A 22,331-nucleotide genomic window follows, 5' to 3' on the forward strand; every position below is an offset into this window, starting at 1 on the left:
GAACTTATACCAAGGATAGGCAGTTCGAGCAAAGATGACACGACCACAGTATGACATGACGGTCAGCGCGCGCTGGATGATCACCGTCGAACGCGACGGCGAAGTGCTTGAAAATCATGTCATAGCCATCAAGAATGGCAGAATCGAGGCAATAATACCAGCCAACCAATTGGCGGCGATTTCTGCGACACAACACGTCGATCTGCCCCACCATGTGCTGATGCCGGGCCTGATCAATCTGCACGGCCACTCGGCCATGACGCTGTTGCGCGGCCTGGCAGACGACAAAGCCCTGATGGACTGGCTGAACAACCATATCTGGCCGGCCGAAGGCAAGCATGTGCGCGACGACTTCGTGTTCGACGGCGCACTGATCGCGATGGCGGAAATGATCCGGGGCGGCACCACCACCATCAACGACATGTATTTCTATCATGCCGCCATGGCCCGCGCCGGGCTAGCGTCCGGCATGCGCACCTTCGTCGGTTGCTCCATCCTGGAGTTCCCGACCAATTACGGCGCCAACGCCGACGATTACATCAGTAAAAGCCTGGCCGAGCGCCGCGAATTCCTGGGCGAGGAGCTGGTCACCTTCACCCTCGCGCCGCACGCCCCCTATACCGTTTCCGACGACACCTTCCGCAAGGTCGCAATGCTGGCCGAGCAGGAAGACATGCTGATCCACTGCCATATCCATGAAACGGCCGACGAAGTCGAGGGCAGCGTCAAGGAACGCCAGCAACGCCCTCTGGCGCGCCTGAAGGAACTGGGCCTGTTGTCACCGCGCTTGATCGCCGCGCACATGGTGCACCTCAACGACGAGGAAATCGAGCTGGTGGCGCGCCATGGCGTCGCGGTCGCCCACAACCCGGCCTCCAACATGAAGCTCGCCTCCGGCATCGCCCCGGTGAAGAAGATGCTGGATGCTGGAGTGACCGTCGGCATCGGCACCGATGGCGCAGCCTCCAACAACAAGCTCGACATGCTGGCCGACACCCGCCTGACCGCGCTGCTGGCCAAGGTGGGCACGCTCGACCCGACTGCCGTCCCCGCCGCCACCGCCATCCGCATGGCCACCCTCAACGGCGCCAAGGCGCTCGGCATCGACGACAAGGTCGGCAGCATCGCGATCGGCAAGCAGGCCGATCTGATCGCCCTCGACCTGTCCGCCATCGAGACCGCCCCGGCATTCGACCCCATCTCGCACGTGGTCTATGCCGCCGGCCGCGAACAGGTGACACACACCTGGGTCAAGGGCGAGACGCTGCTGAACAACCGCGTTCTGACCACGCTGGACGAAGCAGCGCTGATGACCAAGGCCGCCGACTGGCGCAACCGTATCCTAGCAAGGTAAAGCAGATGAGTAATGTCGACGAACTGGAACTGGATAAATTCAGCCAGCTGGCCCACAAGTGGTGGGACAAGGAAAGCGAATTCAAGCCGCTGCACGAAATCAACCCGCTGCGGCTCGACTACATCGACAGCCGTGCCGAACTGGCCGGCAAGACCGTGCTCGACGTCGGCTGCGGTGGCGGCATCCTGGCCGAAAGCATGGCGCAGAAAGGGGCCAGCGTGACCGGCATCGATCTGGCCAAGAAATCGTTGAAGGTCGCGCAACTGCACAGCCTCGAATCCGGCGTCAGCGTCGATTACCGCTGTGTGGCGGTGGAAACGCTGGCCGAGGAGCTGCCGTCGCACTTCGACGTGGTGACCTGCATGGAAATGCTGGAACACGTGCCGGACCCGGAGAGCGTGGTCCGCAGCTGCGCACAGCTGGTCAAGCCGGGCGGCTGGGTGTTCTTCTCCACCCTCAACCGCAATGCCAAGTCCTACCTGCTGGCCGTACTGGCAGCCGAGTACCTGCTCGGCATGCTGCCGCGCGGCACCCATGAATACGGCCGCTTCATCAAGCCGTCGGAGCTCGGCCGCATCGCCCGCCATGCAGGACTCGAGCTCGAGGACATCTCCGGCATGAGCTATAACCCGCTGACCCGCACCTACGTGCTGGGCAACGACACCGGCGTCAACTACCTGATCGCCACCCGCCGTCCGCTCGCCTGACGCGACAAGGCCGCCCTCCCCCACACGGGTAGCGGCGGCCTTGGTAAACAGCCGATAACAAAAAACCCTTCGCCGTGCACCAGCGAAGGGTTCTTTATCAAGAAGACCAGCAGATTACTTCAGCTTGGTTTCTTTGTAGGTCACGTGTTTACGTGCAACGGGATCAAATTTCTTGATCTCCATCTTTTCCGGCATCGTGCGCTTGTTCTTCGTAGTGGTGTAGAAGTGGCCAGTGCCGGCGGTGGATTCCAGTTTAATCTTATCGCGCATGGTATACCTCAGTCGCTATCTTGATGAGCTGCTATCAGATCTCGCCGCGTGCGCGCAGATCGGCCAGGACAACTTCGATGCCCAACTTGTCGATGGTACGCAGTGCAGCGTTGGATACGCGCAGACGCACCCAGCGGTTTTCGCTTTCTACCCAGAACTTGCGATATTGCAGGTTCGGCAGGAAACGACGTTTCGTCTTGTTGTTGGCGTGGGAAACATTGTTCCCGGTCATCGGACGCTTGCCGGTGACTTTGCAAACTCGCGCCATGGTTAAACTCCCAAAACCGGTAAAAGCTGGCTTTATAACATAGAAACAGGAAGATACGCAAGAAGAACCGTTGGCGCGGCACCTTGCTCTCATACCCAGAATGATTGCCTGGAATTATACCCGCATTCCACGGCGGCAGGCAGCAAAAATCGTCCGGCGCCGCCTTGGCGGCACAACACCGCTTGCGCCACATGACGGTTCAACTCTCGTCCGTTTCAGGTTAAAATCCGGGATTCCGTTACAAGCGTGTTCCCATGACCAAGTACATCTTCGTCACCGGCGGCGTGGTGTCCTCCCTCGGCAAAGGCATTGCCGCGGCGTCTATCGCTGCCATCCTCGAGTCCCGTGGCCTGAAGGTCACCATGTTGAAGCTCGATCCCTACATCAACGTGGACCCGGGCACCATGAGCCCGTTCCAGCACGGCGAAGTGTTCGTGACCGAAGACGGCGCCGAAACCGACCTCGACCTTGGCCACTACGAGCGCTTCATCCACGCCAAGATGAAGAAGAGCAACAACTTCACCACCGGCCAGGTATACGAGTCCGTCATCACCAAGGAACGCCGCGGCGACTACCTCGGTGGTACCGTGCAGGTGATCCCGCACATCACCGACGAGATCAAGCACAAGGTCCACGAAGGCGCTGGCGATGCCGACGTCGCCATCGTCGAGATCGGGGGCACCGTGGGCGACATCGAGTCGCTGCCGTTCCTTGAAGCGATCCGCCAGCTGCGCTCCAACCTCGGGCGCAAGAACACGCTGTACGTGCACCTGTCCTACGTGCCGTTCATCGCGGCGGCCGGCGAGATCAAGACCAAGCCGACCCAGCACTCGGTGCGCGAGCTGCGCGAGATCGGCATCCAGCCGGACATCCTGCTGTGCCGCATGGACCGCGAGCTGCCGGAAGACGAGAAGCGCAAGATCGCGCTGTTCTGCAACGTCGAAGAAAATGCCGTGATCGGCTGCTACGACTCGGACAGCATCTACAAGGTGCCGAGCATGCTGCACGCCCAGGGCATCGACGACATCATCTGCGAACAGCTGCAGCTGGAACTGCCCAAGGCCGACCTGTCGGTGTGGGACCGCATCGTCGACGCCATCGAGCACCCGGAACACGAGATCAATATCGCCATGGTCGGCAAGTACGTCGACCTGACCGAATCGTACAAATCGCTGTCCGAAGCGCTCAAGCACGCCGGCATCCACACCAAGAGCCAGGTCAACATCCATTACGTCGACTCGGAAGAAGTCGAGCGCGACGGCTGCGCCACGCTGAAGGGCATGGACGCGATCCTGGTGCCGGGCGGCTTCGGCAAGCGCGGCGTCGAGGGCAAGATCAAGGCGGTCAAGTTCGCCCGTGAAAACAAGATCCCGTATCTGGGCATCTGCCTCGGCATGCAAATCGCGCTGATCGAGTACGCCCGCGACGTAGCCGGACTGAAGGGCGCCAACTCCACCGAATTCGACCTCGAAACCGAATACCCGGTAGTAGCGCTGATCGATGAATGGGTCAACCACGACGGCAAGATCGAGAAGCGCGACGAGAACTCCAACCTGGGCGGCACCATGCGCCTGGGCGGGCAGGCCTGCGACCTGAAGCAGGGCTCGCTGGCGGCGCACATCTACGGTGCCAAAAGCATCGTCGAGCGTCATCGTCATCGCTACGAAGTGAACAATTACTACGTGCCGCGACTCGAAGAAGCTGGCCTCACCATCAGCGGCCGCTCTGCCGGTCATGAAAAGCTGGTGGAAACCATTGAGATCAAGGACCATCCGTGGTTCTTCGCCTGCCAGTTCCACCCGGAATTCACCTCCACCCCGCGTGACGGCCACCCGCTGTTCATCGCTTACGTGAAGGCGGCGCTGGCTCACCAGCAAGGGAAGTAAACGATGCAACTGTGCGGATTTGAAGTCGGCCTCGACCAGCCGTTTTTCCTGATTGCCGGCACCTGCGTGATCGAGAGCGAGCAGATGGCGCTCGATACCGCCGGCCAGTTGAAGGAAATCACCAGCGCGCTGGGTATCCCGTTCATCTACAAGTCGAGCTACGACAAGGCCAACCGGTCGTCCGGCAAGTCGTTCCGTGGCCTCGGCATGGACGAGGGCCTGCGCATCTTGGCGGAGGTACGGCGCCAGATCGGCGTGCCGGTGCTGACCGACGTGCACACCGAAGCCGAGGTACCGCACGTAGCGGCCGTGGTCGACGTGCTGCAAACACCGGCCTTCCTGGCGCGCCAGACTGACTTCATCCGTGCCGTGGCGCAAAGCGGCAAGCCGGTCAACATCAAGAAGGGCCAGTTCATGGCCCCTTCCGACATGAAGAACGTCATCGACAAGGCACGCGACGCCGCGCGCGAGGCGGGCCTGTCCGAAGACCGCTTCATGACCTGCGAACGCGGCGCCTCGTTCGGCTACAACAACCTGGTGTCCGACATGCGCTCGCTTGCCATCATGCGCGAGACCGGCTGCCCGGTGGTGTACGACGCGACCCACTCGGTGCAGCTGCCGGGCGGTCAGGGCACCGCCTCGGGAGGGCAGCGCGAGTTCGTGCCGGTGCTGGCGCGAGCCGCCGTCGCGGCCGGCATCGCCGGCATGTTCATGGAAACCCACCCCGACCCGAGCAAGGCACTGTCCGACGGCCCCAACGCCTGGCCGCTGGGCCGCATGCAGGAGCTGCTGGCCACGCTCAAGGGCATCGACGCGCTGGTCAAAGCAGGCCCGCTGCCAGAACAATCACTGTAACCATTTGACTACATTTCGGCCAACCATTACGGTTGGCCGAAGCATTTGCTTGACTAAACACACCTAGAACAAAGGGAACAGACATGAGTTCGATCATCGATGTGATCGCCCGCGAGATTCTCGATTCGCGCGGCAATCCGACGGTTGAAGCCGACGTGCTGCTGGAATCGGGCGTGATGGGCCGTGCCGCCGTGCCGTCCGGCGCCTCCACCGGTGCCAAGGAAGCGCTGGAACTGCGCGACGGCGACAAGAGCCGTTACCTGGGCAAGGGCGTGCTCAAGGCCGTGGAAAACATCAACACCGAGATCTGCGAAGCCATCATCGGCCTCGATGCCTCCGACCAAGCTTTCATCGACAAGACCCTGATCGAACTCGACGGCACCGAAAACAAGGGCCGCCTGGGCGCCAACGCCATGCTGGCGGTATCGATGGCCGTGGCCCGCGCCGCCGCCGAAGACGCCGGCCTGCCGCTCTACCGCTACCTCGGCGGTGCCGGCCCAATGGCCCTGCCGGTGCCGATGATGAACGTCATCAACGGCGGCGCGCACGCCAACAATACCCTGGACATCCAAGAATTCATGATCATGCCGGTGGGGGCCGCGACCTTCCGCGAAGCCCTGCGCTGTGGCGCCGAGATCTTCCACTCGCTGAAGAAGCTGTGTGACCAGAAGGGCTACTCCACCACCGTCGGCGACGAAGGCGGCTTCGCCCCGAACCTGGCCACCCACGAAGACGCCATCAAGCTGATCCTCGACGCCATCGACGCCGCCGGCTACGTGGCCGGCCAGGACGTGATGCTGGCGCTCGACTGCGCCTCGTCCGAGTTCTATAAGGACGGCCAGTACCACCTGTCCGCCGAAGGCCTGTCGCTCAGCTCCGAGCAGTTTGTCGACTACCTGGAAACGCTGGCCAACAACTACCCGATCATCTCGATCGAAGACGGCATGAGCGAGCACGACTGGGACGGCTGGAAGATCCTGACCGAACGTCTGGGCAAGCGCGTACAGCTGGTCGGCGACGACCTGTTCGTGACCAACCCGACCATCCTGGCCGAAGGCATCCAGCAGGGGCTGGCCAACTCGCTGCTGGTCAAGGTCAACCAGATCGGCACCCTGAGCGAAACCCTGAAGGCCGTCGATCTCGCCAAGCGTTCGGGCTACACTAGCGTGCTGAGCCACCGCTCCGGCGAAACTGAAGACAGCACCATCGCCGATCTGTCCGTGGCCACCAACTGCATGCAGATCAAGACCGGTTCGCTGTCGCGCTCCGACCGCATGGCCAAGTACAACCAGCTGCTGCGTATCGAAGAAGAGCTGGGTGATGCCGCCTACTACCCGGGCCGTTCGGCCTTCTACCACCTGAAGTGATTGCATGCGCTGGCTGACCCTGGTCCTGGTCGTCCTGATCACTACCCTGCAATGGCCGTTATGGTTCGGCAAGGGTAGCTGGCTCAGGGTCTGGCAGCTGGACAAACAACTTCAGGAACAGCGTGCGATCAACCAGACCCTGATCGCACGCAATGCCGCCCTCGATGCCGAAGTGGGTGACCTCAAGCGGGGCACCGACGCCATCGAGGAGCGCGCGCGCAATGAGCTTGGCATGATCCGCCAAGGTGAGGTATTTTTCCAGTTATTGGACCCGAACGGTAAATCGCCACCCCGACAATGACGGTGGCCGCTGGGCTCAACCTCACGCATTCATGACCAACACCGATGATGGCTGGCGATAAAAGCTCCAGGATCTGGGCAATGACAACAAACAACCCCATCGAAGTCGCCCGCGAAACGCTGAAACAACTCAGCACCCGCAAACTACTGCCCACCCCGGAAAATTACGAGCGCGTCTACCAGGAGCTCGCCAAGGCTCCGGCAGAGCGGGAAAACAAGCTTGCTACCCAGCTGTTTCGCGCGCTGGAGAGCCTGCCCAACGACAACGCTGCCGCCAAGGCGATGTTGCAACGCCTGCAACTGCTCATCAAAGCGTCCCACTGGGAGCAGGTTCCGCAACTGGTGATCGATTTTGCCCGACAGAGCCAGACCACCCAGCAGCTTGCCCAGGAATGGGGCAGCCTGATCGAGAACCTGATCAAGAGCTGGGATTTGCGCCAGACCGATTTCCCGCAGCACTTCAAGCAAGCCGGACTGGAACGGCTGCTGATCACCTACGGCAAACAGCCGCAGGAGCTCAACAAGAAACTGCATTCGCTGATCCAGACCTGGAATACCCCGTTGCGAGATCGCGAGCCGGTCTCGGAGGAAATACTGCCTTCAGACGAGACGACGGCGGACGCCGACCTCCCCCCGAGCTGGACGGTTTGGCAGCGCATCCTGTGCTTTGCCTTGAAGCACGGCCTGGAGCCGCGCCTGCAGCCCTACCCCGAGCTGGTGCTGAATCTCGAAGCCATGATCGGCGAAGTGGAGCAACTCGGCGACGAGGCCACGCTCAACAGCCTGCTGCCGCGGCTGCGCGCCTTCATGATCAAGGTCGAGCTCTACACCCAGCAGGAAGGGCGCTTGGTCACCGGGCTGTCGAACCTGCTCAAACTGCTGCTCGACAATATCGCCGAGGTCAACCGCTCGGACAGCTTCATGGTCGGTCAGATCGCCACGCTGCAGGAAGTGCTCTCGCAAGAACCCTTGTCGATGCAGCAGATCTACCAGCTGGAAACCAGCCTGAAGGAAGTCATCCGCAAGCAGGGTGCGCTGAAAAACTCGCTCGACGAGGCGGCCAGCTCGCTGCGCAATCTGCTGGATCGCTTCGTGTCGCGGCTGGCCAGCATGACCGACAGCACCGACGAGTTCCACAGCAAGATCAGCACGCACAGCACGCGGCTGAGACAGATCCAGAACGTCGAGGAACTCACCCCCATCATCAGTTCGCTGATGGAGGACACCTCGACGATGCAGCTCAACCTGGTCAGGTCGCGTGACGAGCTACTGTCCTCGCGCGAACAGGTGGAGTCGGCCGAGCAACGCATCAAGGAACTGGAAATCGCCCTGGAGGCGGCCAGCGCCAAGGTGAAGGAAGACCAGCTGACCGGCGCCTACAACCGGCGCGGACTGGCCGAGCACTTCCAGCGCGAGATCAGCCGCGCCGAACGCACCAACAGCCCGTTGTCGGTAGCGCTGATCGATGTCGACAACTTCAAGCAGCTCAACGACCACTATGGCCACCTGACCGGCGACGATGCGCTGAAGCACCTGGTCAACGTGACCCGCCATACCATGCGGCCTTCTGACATCGTGGCGCGCTTCGGCGGCGAAGAATTCGTCATTCTGCTGCCGGACACGCCGCCCCCCGAGGCCATCCAGGCCATCCAGCGCTTGCAGCGCGAGCTGACCAAGACCTTCTTTCTCGCCAATAACGACCGCCTGCTGATTACCTTCAGCGCCGGGGTAGCGAAATGGCATCTGGGCGAGCGTGATACCGACGTGATCGAACGGGCGGACCAGGCCATGTATCAGGCCAAGATCAGCGGCAAGAACCGGGTCTGCTCCGCGGAAGCGGAAGAAGCCCCCCTGCTGCCTGACGGCGTTCATCCAACAAAAAACGGCCCAAACGGGCCGTTTTTACTTTGGGGGCTCACTCTGCCACCGGGCCGCCACCCTTCTTCGTGGCCTTGCCGGCCTCGGCGCGACGCCGCCGCACCTCCTTGGGGTCGGCAATCAGGGGACGGTAGATCTCCACCCGATCATGCGCACGCAGGACGAAATCCTCCTTCACCGCCTTGCCGAACACCCCCAATTGGAGATGAGCCGAGGTCGATCTCGGGGAACTGCCCGGCAATACCCGAGAGCTCCACCGCTTGACGCGCCGTGGTGCCTGCCGCAACGGTCTGCGTGATGATCTGCTGGCGCTCGCGCCGCGCGTACGTGACTTCAATCTCGATGGTATTAGTCATCGCCGTAAATCCGGTCTGCTTCCTTGATGAAGGCATCCACCAACGAACCGGAGATATGGCCAAATACCGGTCCGATCAGTTTTTCCAGCAGATGACTGGAAAAGCGGTAGGTGAGGCGAAACTCGATCTTGCAGCCGATCTCGCCCAGCGGGTGGAAATGCCATCGTCCCTGCAGATGCTCGAAAGGCCCCTCGACCAGTTCCATGCTGATCGTCTCGCCATCGACATTGACATTGCGGGTGGTGAAATGCTGCCGAATTCTCAGATAGTCGATATGCAGACTGGCCACCAGCTGGTTGCCCACACGTTCATGAACCTCGGCCCTTCCGCACCAGGGCAGGAAGCGGGGATAGTGCTCGACATCGTCCACCAAGGCGAACATCTGTTCTACCGTATGGGGCACCAGGACATTCTTTTCGACAACCAGCATGGCAAGGGAAAACGCAAAAAGAGTAAAGGTACACCAAGCGCGCCTCCCCCGCCATGTCCGAGTTGGACGCTGCCAGGCCCAACGGAGCCAAACCGCTGAAATGACTCGACTTTAGCGATAGCACCGGTATCTGATAGAATACCGGATTCTCTTACCCTCACATGCCCATGAGCATCATCGACAACCGCAAGGCCTACCACGATTATTTCATCGAGGAAAAGCTCGAGGCCGGCCTCGTGCTGGAAGGCTGGGAAGTCAAGGCGATCCGGGCCGGCCGGGTGCAGCTCAAGGAGAGCTACGTCATCTGGAAGAATGGCGCCTTCTGGCTGTTTGGCTGCCATATCTCGCCGCTGCAGTCCGCCTCGACCCACGTCAAGCCCGACCCGACACGCAACCGCAAGTTGCTGCTGAACCAGGCCCAGATCAATAAGTTCATCGGCAAGGTCGAGCGAGCCGGCTACACCATGGTCGCCCTCGACCTGCACTACACCAAGGGCATGATCAAGGCTGAAATCGGGCTGGCCAAGGGCAAGAAACTGCATGACAAGCGCGACAGCGCCAAGGAACGCGAACTCGACCGCGAGAAACAGCGTTTCCTGCGGGACCGGGGGTAAGCCATGAAAACCAGTGTTTCGCTACCGATCGTACTGATCACGCTGGGCTCGCTGTGGTTTCTGAAGAGCACCTACCTGCTGCCGGAAACCTCGACCCTGCTCGCCCTGTTGCTGGTGACGGCCGGGGTTATCCTCTTCGTCATCGACGGCTTCAACAAGTCGTCGATGGTCACCAGCCCGATGCTGATGTACGGCGGTGCCGCCGTCTACCTGTACGACTCGGCCGGCCTGCGTCTGAGCCACGTGCTGTCGCTGGGCATGGTGCTGATGGGAATCCTGCTGCTGTTGGCGCGCAGCGACCGCATCCCGGAGCGCAGCCAGCGTGCACCGGAACGACAGCTCAACGGCGACGGGCGTTGAGCCGATACTGACATCTATTAGACGATTGAGGGCCGCAAGGCCCGTTCTCCATTATCAAGGATAGGCATGGACAAGATCCTCATTCTCGACTTCGGCTCCCAGGTGAGTCAGCTCATCGCCCGCCGCGTTCGCGAGGCCCACGTGTATTGCGAACTGCATCCGTTCGACATGCCGATCGACGAGATCCGCGCGTTCAATCCGAAGGCCATTATCTTGTCCGGCGGTCCGAACTCGGTGTACGAGTCCGACTACCAGGCCGACCCGAAAGTCTTCGAACTGGGCGTGCCGGTGCTGGGCATCTGCTACGGCATGCAGTTCATGGCCCAGACCCTGGGCGGCAAGGTGGAAGCCGGCGACAAGCGCGAATTCGGCTACGCCGAGATCAAGGCACGCCACCACTCCAAGGTCTTCGAAGGCCTGCAAGACCGCATCGACGACGCCGGTAACGGCTACCTCGACGTCTGGATGAGCCACGGCGACAAGGTGGTGGAGTTGCCTGCCGGCTTCAAGGTCATCGCCGAAACCCCGTCCTGCCCGGTCGCCGCCATGGCCGACGAGGACCGCGGCTTCTACGCCGTACAGTTCCACCCGGAAGTGACCCACACCAAGCGCGGCACCGAGATGCTGCATCGCTTCGTGCTGCACGTGGCCGGCGCCAAGCCGTCCTGGACCATGCCGAACTACATCGAGGAGGCGATCCAGAAGATCCGCGAGCAGGTGGGTGACGAAGAAGTCATCCTCGGCCTGTCCGGCGGCGTGGACTCCTCGGTGGCAGCCGCGCTGATCCACCGCGCCATCGGCGAACAACTTACCTGCGTCTTCGTCGACCACGGCCTGCTGCGCCTGAACGAAGGCAAGATGGTGATGGAAATGTTCGCGCAGAACCTCGGCGTGAAGGTGATCCATGTCGACGCCACCGAACAGTTCATGGGCAAGCTGGCCGGCGAGACCGACCCGGAGAAGAAGCGCAAGATCATCGGCGCCGAATTCGTCGAGGTGTTCCAGCGCGAGTCGGGCAAGCTCACCAACGCCAAGTGGCTGGCCCAGGGCACCATCTACCCGGACGTGATCGAATCCGCCGGCGCCAAGACCAAGAAGGCGCACGCGATCAAGAGCCACCACAACGTGGGCGGCCTGCCGGACGACATGAACCTGAAGCTGCTGGAGCCGCTACGCGACCTGTTCAAGGACGAAGTGCGCCAGTTGGGCGTAGCGCTCGGTCTGCCACATGACATGGTGTATCGCCACCCGTTCCCGGGCCCGGGCCTCGGCGTGCGCATCCTGGGTGAAGTGAAAATGGAATACGCCGACCTGCTGCGCCGCGCCGACGCCATCTTCATCGAAGAGCTGCGCAACACCATCGACGAGAAGACCGGCAAGAACTGGTACGACCTCACCAGCCAGGCCTTCGCCGTGTTCCTGCCGGTGAAGTCGGTGGGCGTGATGGGCGACGGCCGCACCTACGATTACGTGGTGGCGCTGCGCGCGGTGATCACCAGCGACTTCATGACCGCGCACTGGGCCGAACTGCCGTACAGCCTGCTGGGCAAGGTGTCCAACCGCATCATCAACGAAGTGCGCGGCCTCAACCGCGTGGTCTACGATGTGAGCGGCAAGCCGCCGGCGACCATCGAGTGGGAATAAGCCCTCTCCCTTTACAGCATGAACACCATGGCCCTGCCTTTGCGCAGGGCTTTTTCTTGCCCGTTGGCCGACAACATCGGTGATGTTATCGCCCCCGAACCACTTGGACTCGACGCCTGATGTCATAGACTGTTAGGGTAATCGCATGTTTCGATGCTGAAGGGAGTGGCGGAACCGCCACGTCCTTCCTCTTCCCGTTTCACCACGCACCAGGAGGATCACCATGAACGAGCAAACATTTGCCGCCGAGAAGGAACAATTGCTGCAGGATGTCCGCCACGTTCTGTCCAGCACTGAGGATCTGCTCACCGCCGCTGGCGACGAAGGCGGCGAGAAGGCCCAGCAGTTGCGCCAGCGCCTGGCCGACAAGCTGAAGGAAGCCAAGGCCAAGCTGACCGAGGCCGAGCAGGTGGTGGTCGGGAAGGCCAAGGTGGCGGCCAAGGCGACTGACCAGTACGTGCACGAGAACCCGTGGAAGTCGATCGGCATCGCCGCCGTGCTCGGCTTCCTGCTGGGCCTGCTGGTTTCCCGCCGCTGAGCCGGTCCGTCCCGATATGCCGGAACATACTCCGACACCGCCCCGCCCGGGCTCGCTGCGCTCGCTATTGGGCGGATTCGTGGCCTTGGCGCTGACCCGGGCCGAGCTGTTCGGCCTGGAGGCCGAGGAACAGAAAGAACAGCTGCTGCGCAATACCCTGATCGGGGTTGCGGCACTGATCTGCCTGCTCATCGGCCTCATGGCCGCGCTGCTGTTCGTCGTGCTGCTCACCCCCGAGTGGCGCGTGACGCTACTCGGCCTGCTCACCATCCTGTTTGCCGTTCTCGGGGCCGCCGCCTTGCTGCAGTTGCAGCGGCGTCTGAGCCGGCAATCCGCACCGTTCGCCACGACGCTGGCCGAGGTGCGCAAGGACTGGGACGCCCTCAACGGACGCGAGTGAGCGATGACTCCACAACAACGCGCCATCAAGAAAGAGCTGCTGCTGATGAAGGGCGAGGCGCTGCGCCTGAAGCTGCGCATGGAGCTGAAAGCCATCAAGCGGCCGATGAGCCTGGCAGGAGAAGGCTGGCGCACCTGGGGCAACCTGCGGCGACTCGGCCCGGTGCTGGGCCCACTGGGCGGCGTCATTCCCAGCAAGCGCCTGCGCCGGATGCTGCTGGGCGGAGCCCAGCTGTTTCTGCTATGGCGAGCGGCGCGCAAGCTCTGGGCCCGCCTGTGAGCAAACCGGCGCTGACGCTATAATCGGCGCCATGACGCTACTGAGCTCGCCCCCTCTTCCCCCCAATACCCTCCACCACCTGGCCGCGCTGGGCATCGCCAGCCGCGAGGCCTTGCGCGCCCAGGGAGTGGTGCATACCTTTCTGTTGTTGAAGGCGGCCGGCCATACCGTGACGCAGCGCCTGCTGTTCGCGCTGGAAGCGGCGGCGCGCGGTGTGCATTGGCAGGAACTCGACGACAATGATCGTGCCCAATTGACATGGGCGCTGCACCATCACGCCCCGGTGCGCCTGCCGCCGCCGGCCGAAGAAGCACAGCATTTCATGGCCGAGGCAATGAGGTTGGCCGAAGCCGCCGCGGCCGCAGGCGAAGTGCCGGTGGGGGCGGTGGTGGTGAAGGAAGGCCGCGTCATCGGCCGTGGCTTCAACCGCCCGGTGACGAGCCACGACCCGTCCGCCCACGCCGAGATGGTGGCCTTGCGCGAGGCCGCCGCGACGCTCGGGAATTACCGCCTGAGCGGCTGTGATCTGTACGTGACGCTGGAGCCCTGCCCGATGTGCGGCGGGGCGATCCTGCATAGCCGGCTCGACCGGGTGATTTATGGCGCACGTGACCCCAAGATCGGTGCCGCCGGCAGCGTGCTGAACCTGTTTGGAGAGCGTGCCCTGAATCACCAGACGGCGCTGTTTAGCGGGATAGAAGCAGAGGCCTGCGGCCGGCTGCTGAGCGAGTTTTTCCGGCAGCGCCGTGCTGCCGGCCGAGCATGAAGGGAACGATGAAGATTCGTGTTTCAATCGCCGAACAGGCGCTGACGCTGCGGGACGACGACGGCCGCGTGCTGCGCCGTTACCCGGTATCCACCGCCGCGTTGGGGGCGGGCGAGCGCAGCGGCAGCTACCAGACGCCGCGCGGGCGTCACATCGTGCGCGCCAAGATCGGCGCCGGCATGCCCGTCGGCGCGGTGTTCAAGGCGCGTCGCTGGACCGGCGAAATCTGCAGTGCAGAGGCGTACGCCGCCCAGCCCGAACGCGACTGGATCCTGAGCCGCATCCTGTGGCTGTCCGGGCTCGAACCGGGACGCAACCGCCTGGGCCCGGTCGACACCATGCGCCGCTACATCTACCTGCACGGCACGCCGGACCAGGTCGAATTGGACCACCCCGGCTCGCACGGCTGCGTGCGCATGCGCAACAGCGACATCATCGAGCTGTTCGAGCTGGTGCCGTGCGGTACCGAAGTGGAGATCGTCGAGCATGAACCGGCTTAAGCTGGTGCTGGCCACCGGGCTGGCACTGGCGTCTGCCCTGCTGCAGGCGGCCGAGGGTGAGAACACCCCGCCGCCGCCCGCCGAGGCCGGCTTCATCCTGGCGCAGCAAAGCGCCGGCCCCCTGCTGCCCACACACCCCAACCCGCAACAGTACGGCAAGCCGTGGATCGTGGTCGGGGTGAAATCGCAGTCGCTAACCTTCTACGACGGCTGGGGGTTGATGCAACACCGCTATAGCGTGTCCACCGCCCGCAATGGCGTCGGCGAGCTGGCCAACAGTTTCATGACGCCGCGCGGCTGGCACCGGGTGTGCGAGAAGATCGGCGACGGCGCCGAGGAAAACACCATCATCTTCCGGCGCCAGGTCACGCCGTGGAAGTACACCCCGGCGCTGCACGCGCAATACCCCGAGAAGGACTGGATCCTGACGCGCATCCTGTGGCTGTGCGGCATGGAGCCGGGCAAGAATCAGGGTGGCGACGTCGACAGTTACGACCGCGCCATCTACATCCACGGCGCCGGCGAGCACGTCGCGTTCGGCACCCCGACTTCGCTCGGCTGCGTACGCATGCGCAACCCCGACGTCATCGAACTGTTCCAGCAGGCCGAACTCGGCACCGACGTGCTGATCGACGAAAACGGCTGACCCCCTGCTCCCACCGGCCCAGGTTGGCCGAAGCCCTTTTCCCCGCACCGCACCACGGTGGCTCGCTGAACGACCCGAATCCCATTCGCGGTGCCGCATGACGCTGTTCTGGTGCATGTGCTCCGCCGGCTCCCGCCGGATTCCCCTCCGTCATGGCACGTGGCTTGCTAAGTCCTGTTCAGGGCCATGCCATCTCTCCAGCTGGCCCGCCCGAAAAACATCAAGACAAGGGAGATTCCCATGCACGCCCTAACGCTGCCCCATTCGTCCCACTACGATGAAATGCTGCTCTCCAGCGGCGCGGTCCGCCCCCACTACCAGGGCTTTGCCGAATGGCTGCAGGCCCAGACCCCGGAAGCGTTGTCGCGCAAGCGCGAGGAGGCCAACCAGCGCTTTCACCGGGTCGGCATCACCTTCTCGGTGTACGGCGACGAGTCCGGCGCCGAGCGCCTGATCCCGTTCGATACCATCCCGCGCATCGTGCCCGCGGCCGAATGGCGCGCGCTGGAGGCCGGCATGCGTCAGCGGGTGAAGGCGCTCAACGCTTTCCTGCACGACATCTACCACGACCACGCCATCGTCAAGGCCGGCATCATCCCGGCCGAGCAGGTGTTCACCAACGCCCAGTACCAGCCGGCAATGCAGGGCATTGATCTGCCCGACCAGATCTACGCCCACATCACCGGGGTCGACATCATCCGCCACGCCGACGGCCAGTACTACGTACTGGAAGACAACCTGCGCGTGCCGTCCGGCGTGTCCTACATGCTGGAAAACCGCAAGATGATGATGCGGCTGTTCCCCGAGCTGTTCGCCCGCCACGCCGTGGGCGTGGTCGACCAGTACCCGGCGCTGCTGTTGTCGACGCTGCGCCAGGCCAGCCGGATCGACAACCCCACCGTGGTGGTACTCACCCCCGGCCACTACAACAGCGCCTACTTCGAGCACGCCTTCCTTGCGCAGCAGATGGGGGTGGAGCTGGTGGAGGGGCGCGACCTGTTCGTGCGCGACGACCACGTCTACATGCGCACCACCGCCGGCCACAAGCAGGTGGACGTGATCTACCGACGCATCGACGACGCCTTCCTCGACCCGCTGGCGTTCCGCCCCGACTCCATGCTCGGCGTACCCGGTCTGCTCTCGGCCTACCGCCAGGGCAACGTGATCCTGGCCAACGCCATCGGCACCGGCGTGGCGGACGACAAGTCGATCTATCCCTACGTGCCGGAGATGATCCGCTTCTACCTGGGCGAAGAACCGCTGCTCAACAACGTGCCGACCTGGCAGTGCCGCAAGCCGGAAGACCTGCAGTACGTGCTGGAGCATCTGGACGAGCTGGTGGTGAAGGAAGTCCACGGCGCCGGCGGCTACGGCATGCTGATCGGCCCGGTGGCGAGCGAAGCGGAAAAGCAGCTGTTCCGCGACAAGCTCTCGGCCGACCCGGCCGGCTACATCGCCCAGCCGACGCTGTGCCTGTCGTCGTGCCCCACCTTCGTCGAGGCCGGCATCGCGCCGCGCCATCTCGACCTGCGGCCATTCGTGCTGTCGAGTGGCAAGGACATCACCATGGTGCCCGGCGGCCTGACGCGGGTGGCGCTGAAGGCCGGCTCGCTGGTGGTCAACTCGTCGCAGGGCGGCGGCACCAAGGACACCTGGGTTTTGGAGGACTGAATCATGATGCTATCGCGTACTGCCGACCACCTGTTCTGGATGGGCCGTTACATGGAACGGGCGGAAAACCTCGCCCGCCTGCTCGAAGTCAGCCATGCCATCTCGCTGATGCCGCGCTCGCACAACGGCGGCGCCGAGATCAGCGCGCCGCTGGCGCTGACCGGGAGGCTGGACGATTTCCAGAGCCGCCACAGCACGGCCGAACCCAGCCGGGTGCTGCACTACATGGCCTACGACCTCTCCAATCCGGCCTCGATCCTGTCGGCGCTGCGCAGCGCGCGTGAAAACGCCCACGCGGTGCGCGGCAAGATCAGCTCGGACATGTGGATGTCGCTCAACGCCAGCTGGCTGGAGGGCCGCAAGTTGGCCGAACAGGGCGAGGATTTCCAATTGTTCTTCGACTGGGTCAAGGAGCGCGCCCACCTGTTCCGCGGCGCCACCTACAGCACCATGCGCCGCAGCGATGCCTTCTATTTCCTGCGCCTGGGGATCTTTCTGGAGCGCGCCGACAACACCGCGCGCCTGCTCGACGTGAAGAGCCACCTGCTGCCCGACCAGCAGAGCGCCGACAGCACCGACTACTACACCTGGAGCACGCTGCTGCGCGGGCTGGGGGCGTTCGAGGCCTACCACGAGACCTACCGCGACACACTCAACGGCAAGCGCGTGTTCGACCTGCTGCTGCTGCGCGAGGACATGCCGAGAAGCCTGCGCGCCTGCTTCGACGAAATTCGCCAGGCACTGGCGCAGATCCAGGGCGACAACGGCCGGCCGGCGCGGCGCCTCGCCACCGAACTCAACGCCGCGCTGGAGTTCACGGCGATGGACGAGGTGTTCGACGAGGGGATGCACCCGTTCCTGCGCCGCATGCTGGGCGAGATCAACCGGCTGGGCGAGTCGATCCAGCGGGCCTACCTGGAGGCGGCGTGATGAAGCTCTCCATCCGCCACTGCACGCGGTACCAGTACGCCGAGCCGGCCTCGCGCAGCACCCAGTACCTGCGCCTCACCCCGCGCTCCAGCCGCCATCAGCAGGTGCTGAGCTGGCGCCTGACGCTGCCGGGGCCGGCCAGCCAGAGCGTCGACGCCTTCGGCAACATCACCCACCTGATGACGCTGGAAGCGCCGCACGACAGCATCGAGCTGGTGGCGGAAGGGGTGGTCGAAACCGGCCCCGACGGCTGGGACGACGATGCCTGCCGCCTCGATCCGCGCGTGTTTCTTCGGCCAACCCTGCTCACCGGCGCCGACGCCGCGATCGAGGAACTGGCGCGCCAGGCCGCCAGACCCGAGGGCAAGGCCGCCAAGCGCCTCGCGGCGCTGGCGGAGACGGTGCTGGCACGGATGCCCTACACCGCCGGGGTGACCGACGCCACCACCACGGCCGCCGCCGCGCTGGCCCTGGGGGCCGGGGTGTGTCAGGACCACACTCAGGTGTTCATCGCCGCCTGCCGTCGCCTGGGCTACCCGGCGCGCTACGTCAGCGGCTATCTGCTGAGCGGGACGGTCGAGCATGCCGCCAGCCATGCCTGGGCCGAGGTCTACGCCGACGGCGGCTGGCTGGGGTTCGACATCAGCAACCGGTGTACGCCGGGCGATCATCACCTTAAACTGGCGGTCGGTCTCGACTACCTCGACGCCTGCCCGGTGCGCGGCATGCGCCGCGGTGGCGCCGGCGAAACCATGCACGCCCACGCGGCGGTAGAACAACACGACCATTAACGCTTGCAACCGGGAAGTCCGACCGAGGGTCACTTCCCGGCCTTCACGGATTTCCCGACCATGACGTACTGTGTGGCCATGCGCCTGGAGAGCGGCCTGATCTTCGCCTCCGATTCCCGCACCAACGCGGGCGTGGACAATATCGCCACGTTCCAGAAAATGTATCCCTTCGAGCTGGCCGACCGGCTGCGGTTGGTGATGCTGACCTCCGGCAACCTCGCCACCTCGCAGAGCGTGGCCAGCCTGCTCGATCTGAGAAGCCGCCGGGACGGGCCGGACTCGTTGCGCAGCATCGGCTCGCTGTACGATGCGGCGGTGCTGGTGGGCCAGACGCTGCGCGAGGTCATCGCCCGCGACGGCGGTGGCGACGGCCAGGTCGACCTGGGTTCCAGCTTCCTGCTCGGCGGCCAGCTGGCCGGCGAGAGGCCACGCCTGTTCAACATCTACCCGCAGGGGAATTTCATCGAGGCGACGGCGGACACGCCCTGCTTCCAGATCGGCGAGACCAAATACGGCAAGCCGATCCTCGATCGCGTGCTGAACTACCGCTCCTCGCTGGAGGAAGCCATCCGCTGCGCGCTGATCTCGCTCGACTCGACCATGCGCTCCAACCTGTCGGTAGCGTTGCCGATCCACCTGATGTGGCACCGCAACGACGATTTCTCGCCGCGCTCGCCGCTGCGCATCGGCGAGGACGACGGCTATTTCCGCGAGCTGCGCGCCGCCTGGGGACGCGGCATCAAGGAAACCTTCGCCGCGCTGCCGGCCACGCCGTGGAACCAGGAGCTGGCATGAACACCCCGTTGTCCCTGACCACCCCGGCCCTGCTGTTCCCGGCCATCTCGCTGCTGTTGCTGGCGTACACCAACCGCTTTCTCGGCCTGGCCAGCATCATCCGCCACCTGTTCAACGACTACCAAGACAACCCCGAGGACAAGATCATCCAGCAGATCGGCAACCTGCGCAGCCGCATCAACCTGATCAAGTGGATGCAGTTTCTCGGCGTGGGCAGCCTGTTCCTGTGCGTGGTCACCATGCTGCAAATCTACGTGCAGATGGCGATCAGCGCGCAGTACACCTTCGGCGTCAGCCTGCTGCTGATGATGGCGTCGCTGGCGCTATCGCTGGTCGAGCTGAGGAAGTCGTCCGACGCGCTGAACATCCTGCTGTCGGACCTGGAACAGCAGCACGGCCGAGGCTGAGCCGGAAATCGCATGGTTGGCGCAAAAAAAGCCGGAGCACCCGCTCCGGCTTTTTGCTTCGGCCAACCACAGGGCCAATGCGCTACACCTTGTAGCGCTGCAATGTCTCGCCGACCCGCGCCGCCAACTGGTCGAGCCGGCGCGCGTTGTCGGCGGTCTCGTTGGAGGTGGCGTGGTTCTGCTCGGCCATGTCCGAGATGGTGTGCACGTGATGGACAATGGCCTCGCTCGCCTCGCCCTGCACCTTGAGGATGCGGGTGATATCGGCCACGGCATCGGCCACGCGCTGCGCCTGCCCCTCGATCTCGGCAATATGCTGGCCGGCGCCGCTGGCAAGGGCGCGCCCTTCGCCCACCTGCTCCACCACCTGGCGCATCTCCTCGACCGCGCCGTTGGCGGCGTTCTGGATCGCCGTCACCATCACCCCGATGTCGGCGGTGGACTTGGCGGTGCGTTCGGCCAACTTGCGTACCTCGTCCGCCACCACGGCGAAGCCGCGCCCGGTCTCGCCGGCGCGCGCCGCCTCGATGGCGGCGTTGAGCGCCAGTAGGTTGGTCTGGTCGGCAATGTCGCGGATCACCTGCACCACGCTGCTGATCTGGCGTGACTCCTGCCCCAGCTGCTCGATCACCTTCGACGCCGCCGTGACGCTGTCGGCGATACTGGCCATGCCGTCGGTGGTCTGGGCGATCACCTGGCAGCCCTGGCGCGACACCTCGCCGGCCTCCAGCGACAGCTGCATCGCCGCGTCGGCGTGCTCGGCCACGCCGTGGATGTTGCCGGTCATCTCCTGCACCGATCCGGCGATCGCCCCGGTCGAGCTGTTCTGCTGCGCCGAGCTGGCCGCGAGCTGTTCCGACGCCGCCGACAGGCCGCTCACCGCGAGGCGGATGTCGGCCTGGCTCTGCTGAATCTCGCGGAACGACTCCTGCACCCGGCCGATCAGGTTATTGAGGGCGCTAACCATCTGCCCGACCTCGTCCTTGTTCTTGACGTCGATACGCTGGGTGAAATCGTTGCTCTCGGCGATGGCGAGCACGGTGCGGCGTGCCCGGTTGAGCGGGCGCAATACCGCCGCCAGCACCGAGGTACCGTTCACCAGCAACAACAGCAGCGCGAACACGTTGACCGCGATCATCCAGTGCAGGCTCTGGCGCGAGGCGGCATTGGCCTGCTCCACGCTGGTCTGGGCCAGGCGGTCATTGACCTCCACCATCTTGCGCAACAGCTCGTCCATGCCCTCCACCACCGGCAGCTGCACTTGGGCGTTGGCGTAGAATTCGCGGAAGATGGCGTACTGCTCTTCCGGCGTCACGCCCTTGGCGAGCTTGTCGAGCAGCTCGTCCTGCGATTTGTCGGTACGCTGCCACTCCTGCAGCAGCGGGCCGAACTGGTGCCACAGCTTGTTCTCTTCCTCGCTGCGCGGGAAGGCGGCGTAGCGTTTGAGCGCGTCGTCGAACAACTGACGCGCCTGCTGCTTGCCCTTGAAGGTGTCGGCAAACAGCTTGCGCGACTCCAGCGAATTGTCGGTGGCGCGCACCGACACCTGCAGATTGCGCAACAGGGTGCGGTTGAAGTTGGAGCGCGCATCCAAGAGCGCAATCACCGCCGGCATGCGCTGTTCGCCCACTTCGGCCATCGAGGCCCCGGAGGACAGCATGCCGCGGTAGCCGAAAACCGCTACCAGCGCCAAGCCCAGCAAGGCGGTCAGCAGCAGCACGATCAGGCGTGTTCTTATCGTCATCGAGTTCCTCCCCCGGCGTATGGGACACCGTATTCGCTTACCTTGCCTCCCTTTTCGGCACGACGCCATCAGGGAAAACAGCAGCCGATAATCGAACCCGCGTCATTATCGGGCGAGCATGACACCCGGCTGAACGAAAAACAAGAGCAAGGGGTGCGCGAACGGCTCATGTCATGCCGGAGCGTTGCGCCGGATGTCCGCCGACCCACCGTGAGCACCAGGGCCATGGAGGCCTCCTCGTCCGACAACCCGGCACGGCGGCTGCCATGCCGGAAAAAACGACGTTGGCCATTCGAACGAAAAGTTCCTATTGCTTTTGTAAAAAAATGTAATGATAATGATTCGCATTAATATATTTGAGTAACGGACCCACCAACCCGAGTCGCCATAACCGTCTCGCCTCCTTAAAACCTCGGCTCCTGCACCGCATCAATCGAGGCATCCAAACCCCAGGCAACACCCCGTTTCCACCCGCCCCGGCAGGGAGGAGGGGCTGCTGTTGCCTGACGCGGTACGACGAGGAGGCCGTGACGTTCCGGGATGCTCGTGTTCGATCGTTCGGCCGGCCCCGCCGG

Annotated in this window: 24 protein-coding genes and 2 pseudogenes; 21 read left to right on the forward strand and 5 right to left on the reverse strand. The window is 63.7% G+C overall.

The window, feature by feature from the left end; genetic code table 11:
* The first annotated feature begins 34 nt into the window (after nt 1–34).
* Both ABKF58_RS00890 and ubiG read left to right on the forward strand, forming a co-directional pair.
* Nucleotides 35–1,354, forward strand: a complete 1,320-nt coding sequence (locus ABKF58_RS00890) for a TRZ/ATZ family hydrolase (RefSeq protein ID WP_482583062.1) — start codon at nt 35–37, stop codon at nt 1,352–1,354.
* A gap of 5 nt (nt 1,355–1,359) precedes the next feature.
* Nucleotides 1,360–2,061, forward strand: a complete 702-nt coding sequence (gene ubiG / locus ABKF58_RS00895; RefSeq protein ID WP_482583063.1) for a bifunctional 2-polyprenyl-6-hydroxyphenol methylase/3-demethylubiquinol 3-O-methyltransferase UbiG — start codon at nt 1,360–1,362, stop codon at nt 2,059–2,061.
* 114 nt (nt 2,062–2,175) lie between these two features.
* On the opposite strand, the gene rpmG is transcribed toward ubiG, so the two are convergent.
* A complete protein-coding gene (gene rpmG, locus ABKF58_RS00900) occupies nt 2,176–2,331 on the reverse strand; it encodes a 50S ribosomal protein L33 (RefSeq protein WP_008953150.1) in 156 nt (51 codons plus the stop codon).
* Nucleotides 2,332–2,365: 34 nt separating this feature from the next.
* Entirely contained in the window at nt 2,366–2,599 is a 234-nt protein-coding gene (gene rpmB / locus ABKF58_RS00905) for a 50S ribosomal protein L28 (RefSeq protein WP_008953151.1), read from the reverse strand.
* A 254-nt stretch (nt 2,600–2,853) separates the two neighbouring features.
* On the opposite strand from rpmB, the gene ABKF58_RS00910 reads away from it, so the two are divergent.
* The 5 genes and pseudogenes from ABKF58_RS00910 to ABKF58_RS00930 all read left to right on the forward strand — a co-directional run.
* A complete protein-coding gene (locus tag ABKF58_RS00910) occupies nt 2,854–4,485 on the forward strand; it encodes a CTP synthase (protein WP_482583064.1) in 1,632 nt (543 codons plus the stop codon).
* 3 nt (nt 4,486–4,488) lie between these two features.
* A complete protein-coding gene (gene kdsA, locus ABKF58_RS00915; RefSeq protein WP_294864231.1) occupies nt 4,489–5,340 on the forward strand; it encodes a 3-deoxy-8-phosphooctulonate synthase in 852 nt (283 codons plus the stop codon).
* An 83-nt stretch (nt 5,341–5,423) separates the two neighbouring features.
* Nucleotides 5,424–6,707 (forward strand): phosphopyruvate hydratase, encoded by a 1,284-nt coding sequence (eno, locus tag ABKF58_RS00920; RefSeq protein ID WP_008953154.1) that lies wholly within the window; start codon nt 5,424–5,426, stop codon nt 6,705–6,707.
* A gap of 4 nt (nt 6,708–6,711) precedes the next feature.
* On the forward strand, nt 6,712–7,008 hold the full coding sequence (gene ftsB / locus ABKF58_RS00925) for a cell division protein FtsB (RefSeq protein WP_482583065.1): 297 nt from the start codon (nt 6,712–6,714) through the stop codon (nt 7,006–7,008).
* Nucleotides 7,009–8,240: 1,232 nt separating this feature from the next.
* A pseudogene (locus ABKF58_RS00930) lies at nt 8,241–8,774 on the forward strand (GGDEF domain-containing protein); the annotation flags it as partial.
* Between the two features lie 148 nt (nt 8,775–8,922).
* Here ABKF58_RS00930 and ABKF58_RS00935 read toward each other — a convergent pair.
* Nucleotides 8,923–9,241, reverse strand: a pseudogene (locus tag ABKF58_RS00935) (RnfH family protein).
* Complete coding sequence (locus ABKF58_RS00940) at nt 9,234–9,671, reverse strand: type II toxin-antitoxin system RatA family toxin (RefSeq protein ID WP_008953158.1); 438 nt, start codon at nt 9,669–9,671, stop codon at nt 9,234–9,236. Before ABKF58_RS00940 ends, ABKF58_RS00935 begins: the two are co-directional and overlap by 8 nt.
* A 167-nt stretch (nt 9,672–9,838) precedes the next feature.
* Between ABKF58_RS00940 and smpB the strand changes: the two genes are divergently transcribed.
* From smpB to ABKF58_RS01010, 14 genes are all read left to right on the forward strand, one after another.
* Complete coding sequence (gene smpB / locus ABKF58_RS00945) at nt 9,839–10,285, forward strand: SsrA-binding protein SmpB (protein ID WP_008953159.1); 447 nt, start codon at nt 9,839–9,841, stop codon at nt 10,283–10,285.
* Between the two features lie 3 nt (nt 10,286–10,288).
* Nucleotides 10,289–10,645 (forward strand): hypothetical protein, encoded by a 357-nt coding sequence (locus ABKF58_RS00950; RefSeq protein WP_008953160.1) that lies wholly within the window; start codon nt 10,289–10,291, stop codon nt 10,643–10,645.
* 60 nt (nt 10,646–10,705) lie between these two features.
* On the forward strand, nt 10,706–12,289 hold the full coding sequence (gene guaA / locus ABKF58_RS00955) for a glutamine-hydrolyzing GMP synthase (protein WP_482584416.1): 1,584 nt from the start codon (nt 10,706–10,708) through the stop codon (nt 12,287–12,289).
* A 223-nt stretch (nt 12,290–12,512) separates the two neighbouring features.
* Nucleotides 12,513–12,827 carry an ElaB/YgaM/YqjD family protein gene (locus ABKF58_RS00960; RefSeq protein WP_008953162.1) on the forward strand — a complete coding sequence of 105 codons (315 nt, stop codon included), beginning with the start codon at nt 12,513–12,515 and terminating at the stop codon, nt 12,825–12,827.
* 16 nt (nt 12,828–12,843) lie between these two features.
* Nucleotides 12,844–13,227 carry a phage holin family protein gene (locus ABKF58_RS00965; RefSeq protein WP_482583066.1) on the forward strand — a complete coding sequence of 128 codons (384 nt, stop codon included), beginning with the start codon at nt 12,844–12,846 and terminating at the stop codon, nt 13,225–13,227.
* A 3-nt stretch (nt 13,228–13,230) separates the two neighbouring features.
* Complete coding sequence (locus ABKF58_RS00970) at nt 13,231–13,506, forward strand: hypothetical protein (RefSeq protein ID WP_482583067.1); 276 nt, start codon at nt 13,231–13,233, stop codon at nt 13,504–13,506.
* Nucleotides 13,507–13,537: 31 nt separating this feature from the next.
* Nucleotides 13,538–14,272 carry a tRNA adenosine(34) deaminase TadA gene (tadA, locus tag ABKF58_RS00975; protein ID WP_482583068.1) on the forward strand — a complete coding sequence of 245 codons (735 nt, stop codon included), beginning with the start codon at nt 13,538–13,540 and terminating at the stop codon, nt 14,270–14,272.
* An 8-nt stretch (nt 14,273–14,280) separates the two neighbouring features.
* Entirely contained in the window at nt 14,281–14,772 is a 492-nt protein-coding gene (locus ABKF58_RS00980) for a L,D-transpeptidase family protein (RefSeq protein WP_482583069.1), read from the forward strand.
* Nucleotides 14,759–15,418 (forward strand): L,D-transpeptidase family protein, encoded by a 660-nt coding sequence (locus ABKF58_RS00985; RefSeq protein WP_482583070.1) that lies wholly within the window; start codon nt 14,759–14,761, stop codon nt 15,416–15,418. Before ABKF58_RS00980 ends, ABKF58_RS00985 begins: the two co-directional genes overlap by 14 nt.
* A 240-nt stretch (nt 15,419–15,658) precedes the next feature.
* On the forward strand, nt 15,659–17,089 hold the full coding sequence (locus ABKF58_RS00990) for a circularly permuted type 2 ATP-grasp protein (protein ID WP_482583071.1): 1,431 nt from the start codon (nt 15,659–15,661) through the stop codon (nt 17,087–17,089).
* Nucleotides 17,090–17,092: 3 nt separating this feature from the next.
* On the forward strand, nt 17,093–18,019 hold the full coding sequence (locus ABKF58_RS00995) for an alpha-E domain-containing protein (protein WP_482583072.1): 927 nt from the start codon (nt 17,093–17,095) through the stop codon (nt 18,017–18,019).
* Nucleotides 18,019–18,810 carry a transglutaminase family protein gene (locus ABKF58_RS01000; RefSeq protein ID WP_482583073.1) on the forward strand — a complete coding sequence of 264 codons (792 nt, stop codon included), beginning with the start codon at nt 18,019–18,021 and terminating at the stop codon, nt 18,808–18,810. Before ABKF58_RS00995 ends, ABKF58_RS01000 begins: the two co-directional genes overlap by 1 nt.
* 60 nt (nt 18,811–18,870) lie before the next feature.
* Nucleotides 18,871–19,605, forward strand: coding sequence for a proteasome-type protease (locus tag ABKF58_RS01005; protein WP_482583074.1), 735 nt, complete (start codon nt 18,871–18,873; stop codon nt 19,603–19,605).
* Nucleotides 19,602–20,012 carry a DUF2721 domain-containing protein gene (locus tag ABKF58_RS01010; protein WP_008953172.1) on the forward strand — a complete coding sequence of 137 codons (411 nt, stop codon included), beginning with the start codon at nt 19,602–19,604 and terminating at the stop codon, nt 20,010–20,012. Before ABKF58_RS01005 ends, ABKF58_RS01010 begins: the two co-directional genes overlap by 4 nt.
* 82 nt (nt 20,013–20,094) lie before the next feature.
* Here ABKF58_RS01010 and ABKF58_RS01015 read toward each other — a convergent pair whose 3' ends face one another.
* Nucleotides 20,095–21,756 carry a methyl-accepting chemotaxis protein gene (locus tag ABKF58_RS01015; protein WP_482583075.1) on the reverse strand — a complete coding sequence of 554 codons (1,662 nt, stop codon included), beginning with the start codon at nt 21,754–21,756 and terminating at the stop codon, nt 20,095–20,097.
* Nucleotides 21,757–22,331 lie beyond the last annotated feature (575 nt).

Source organism: Pseudogulbenkiania sp. AW2-16 (genome assembly GCF_056824575.1).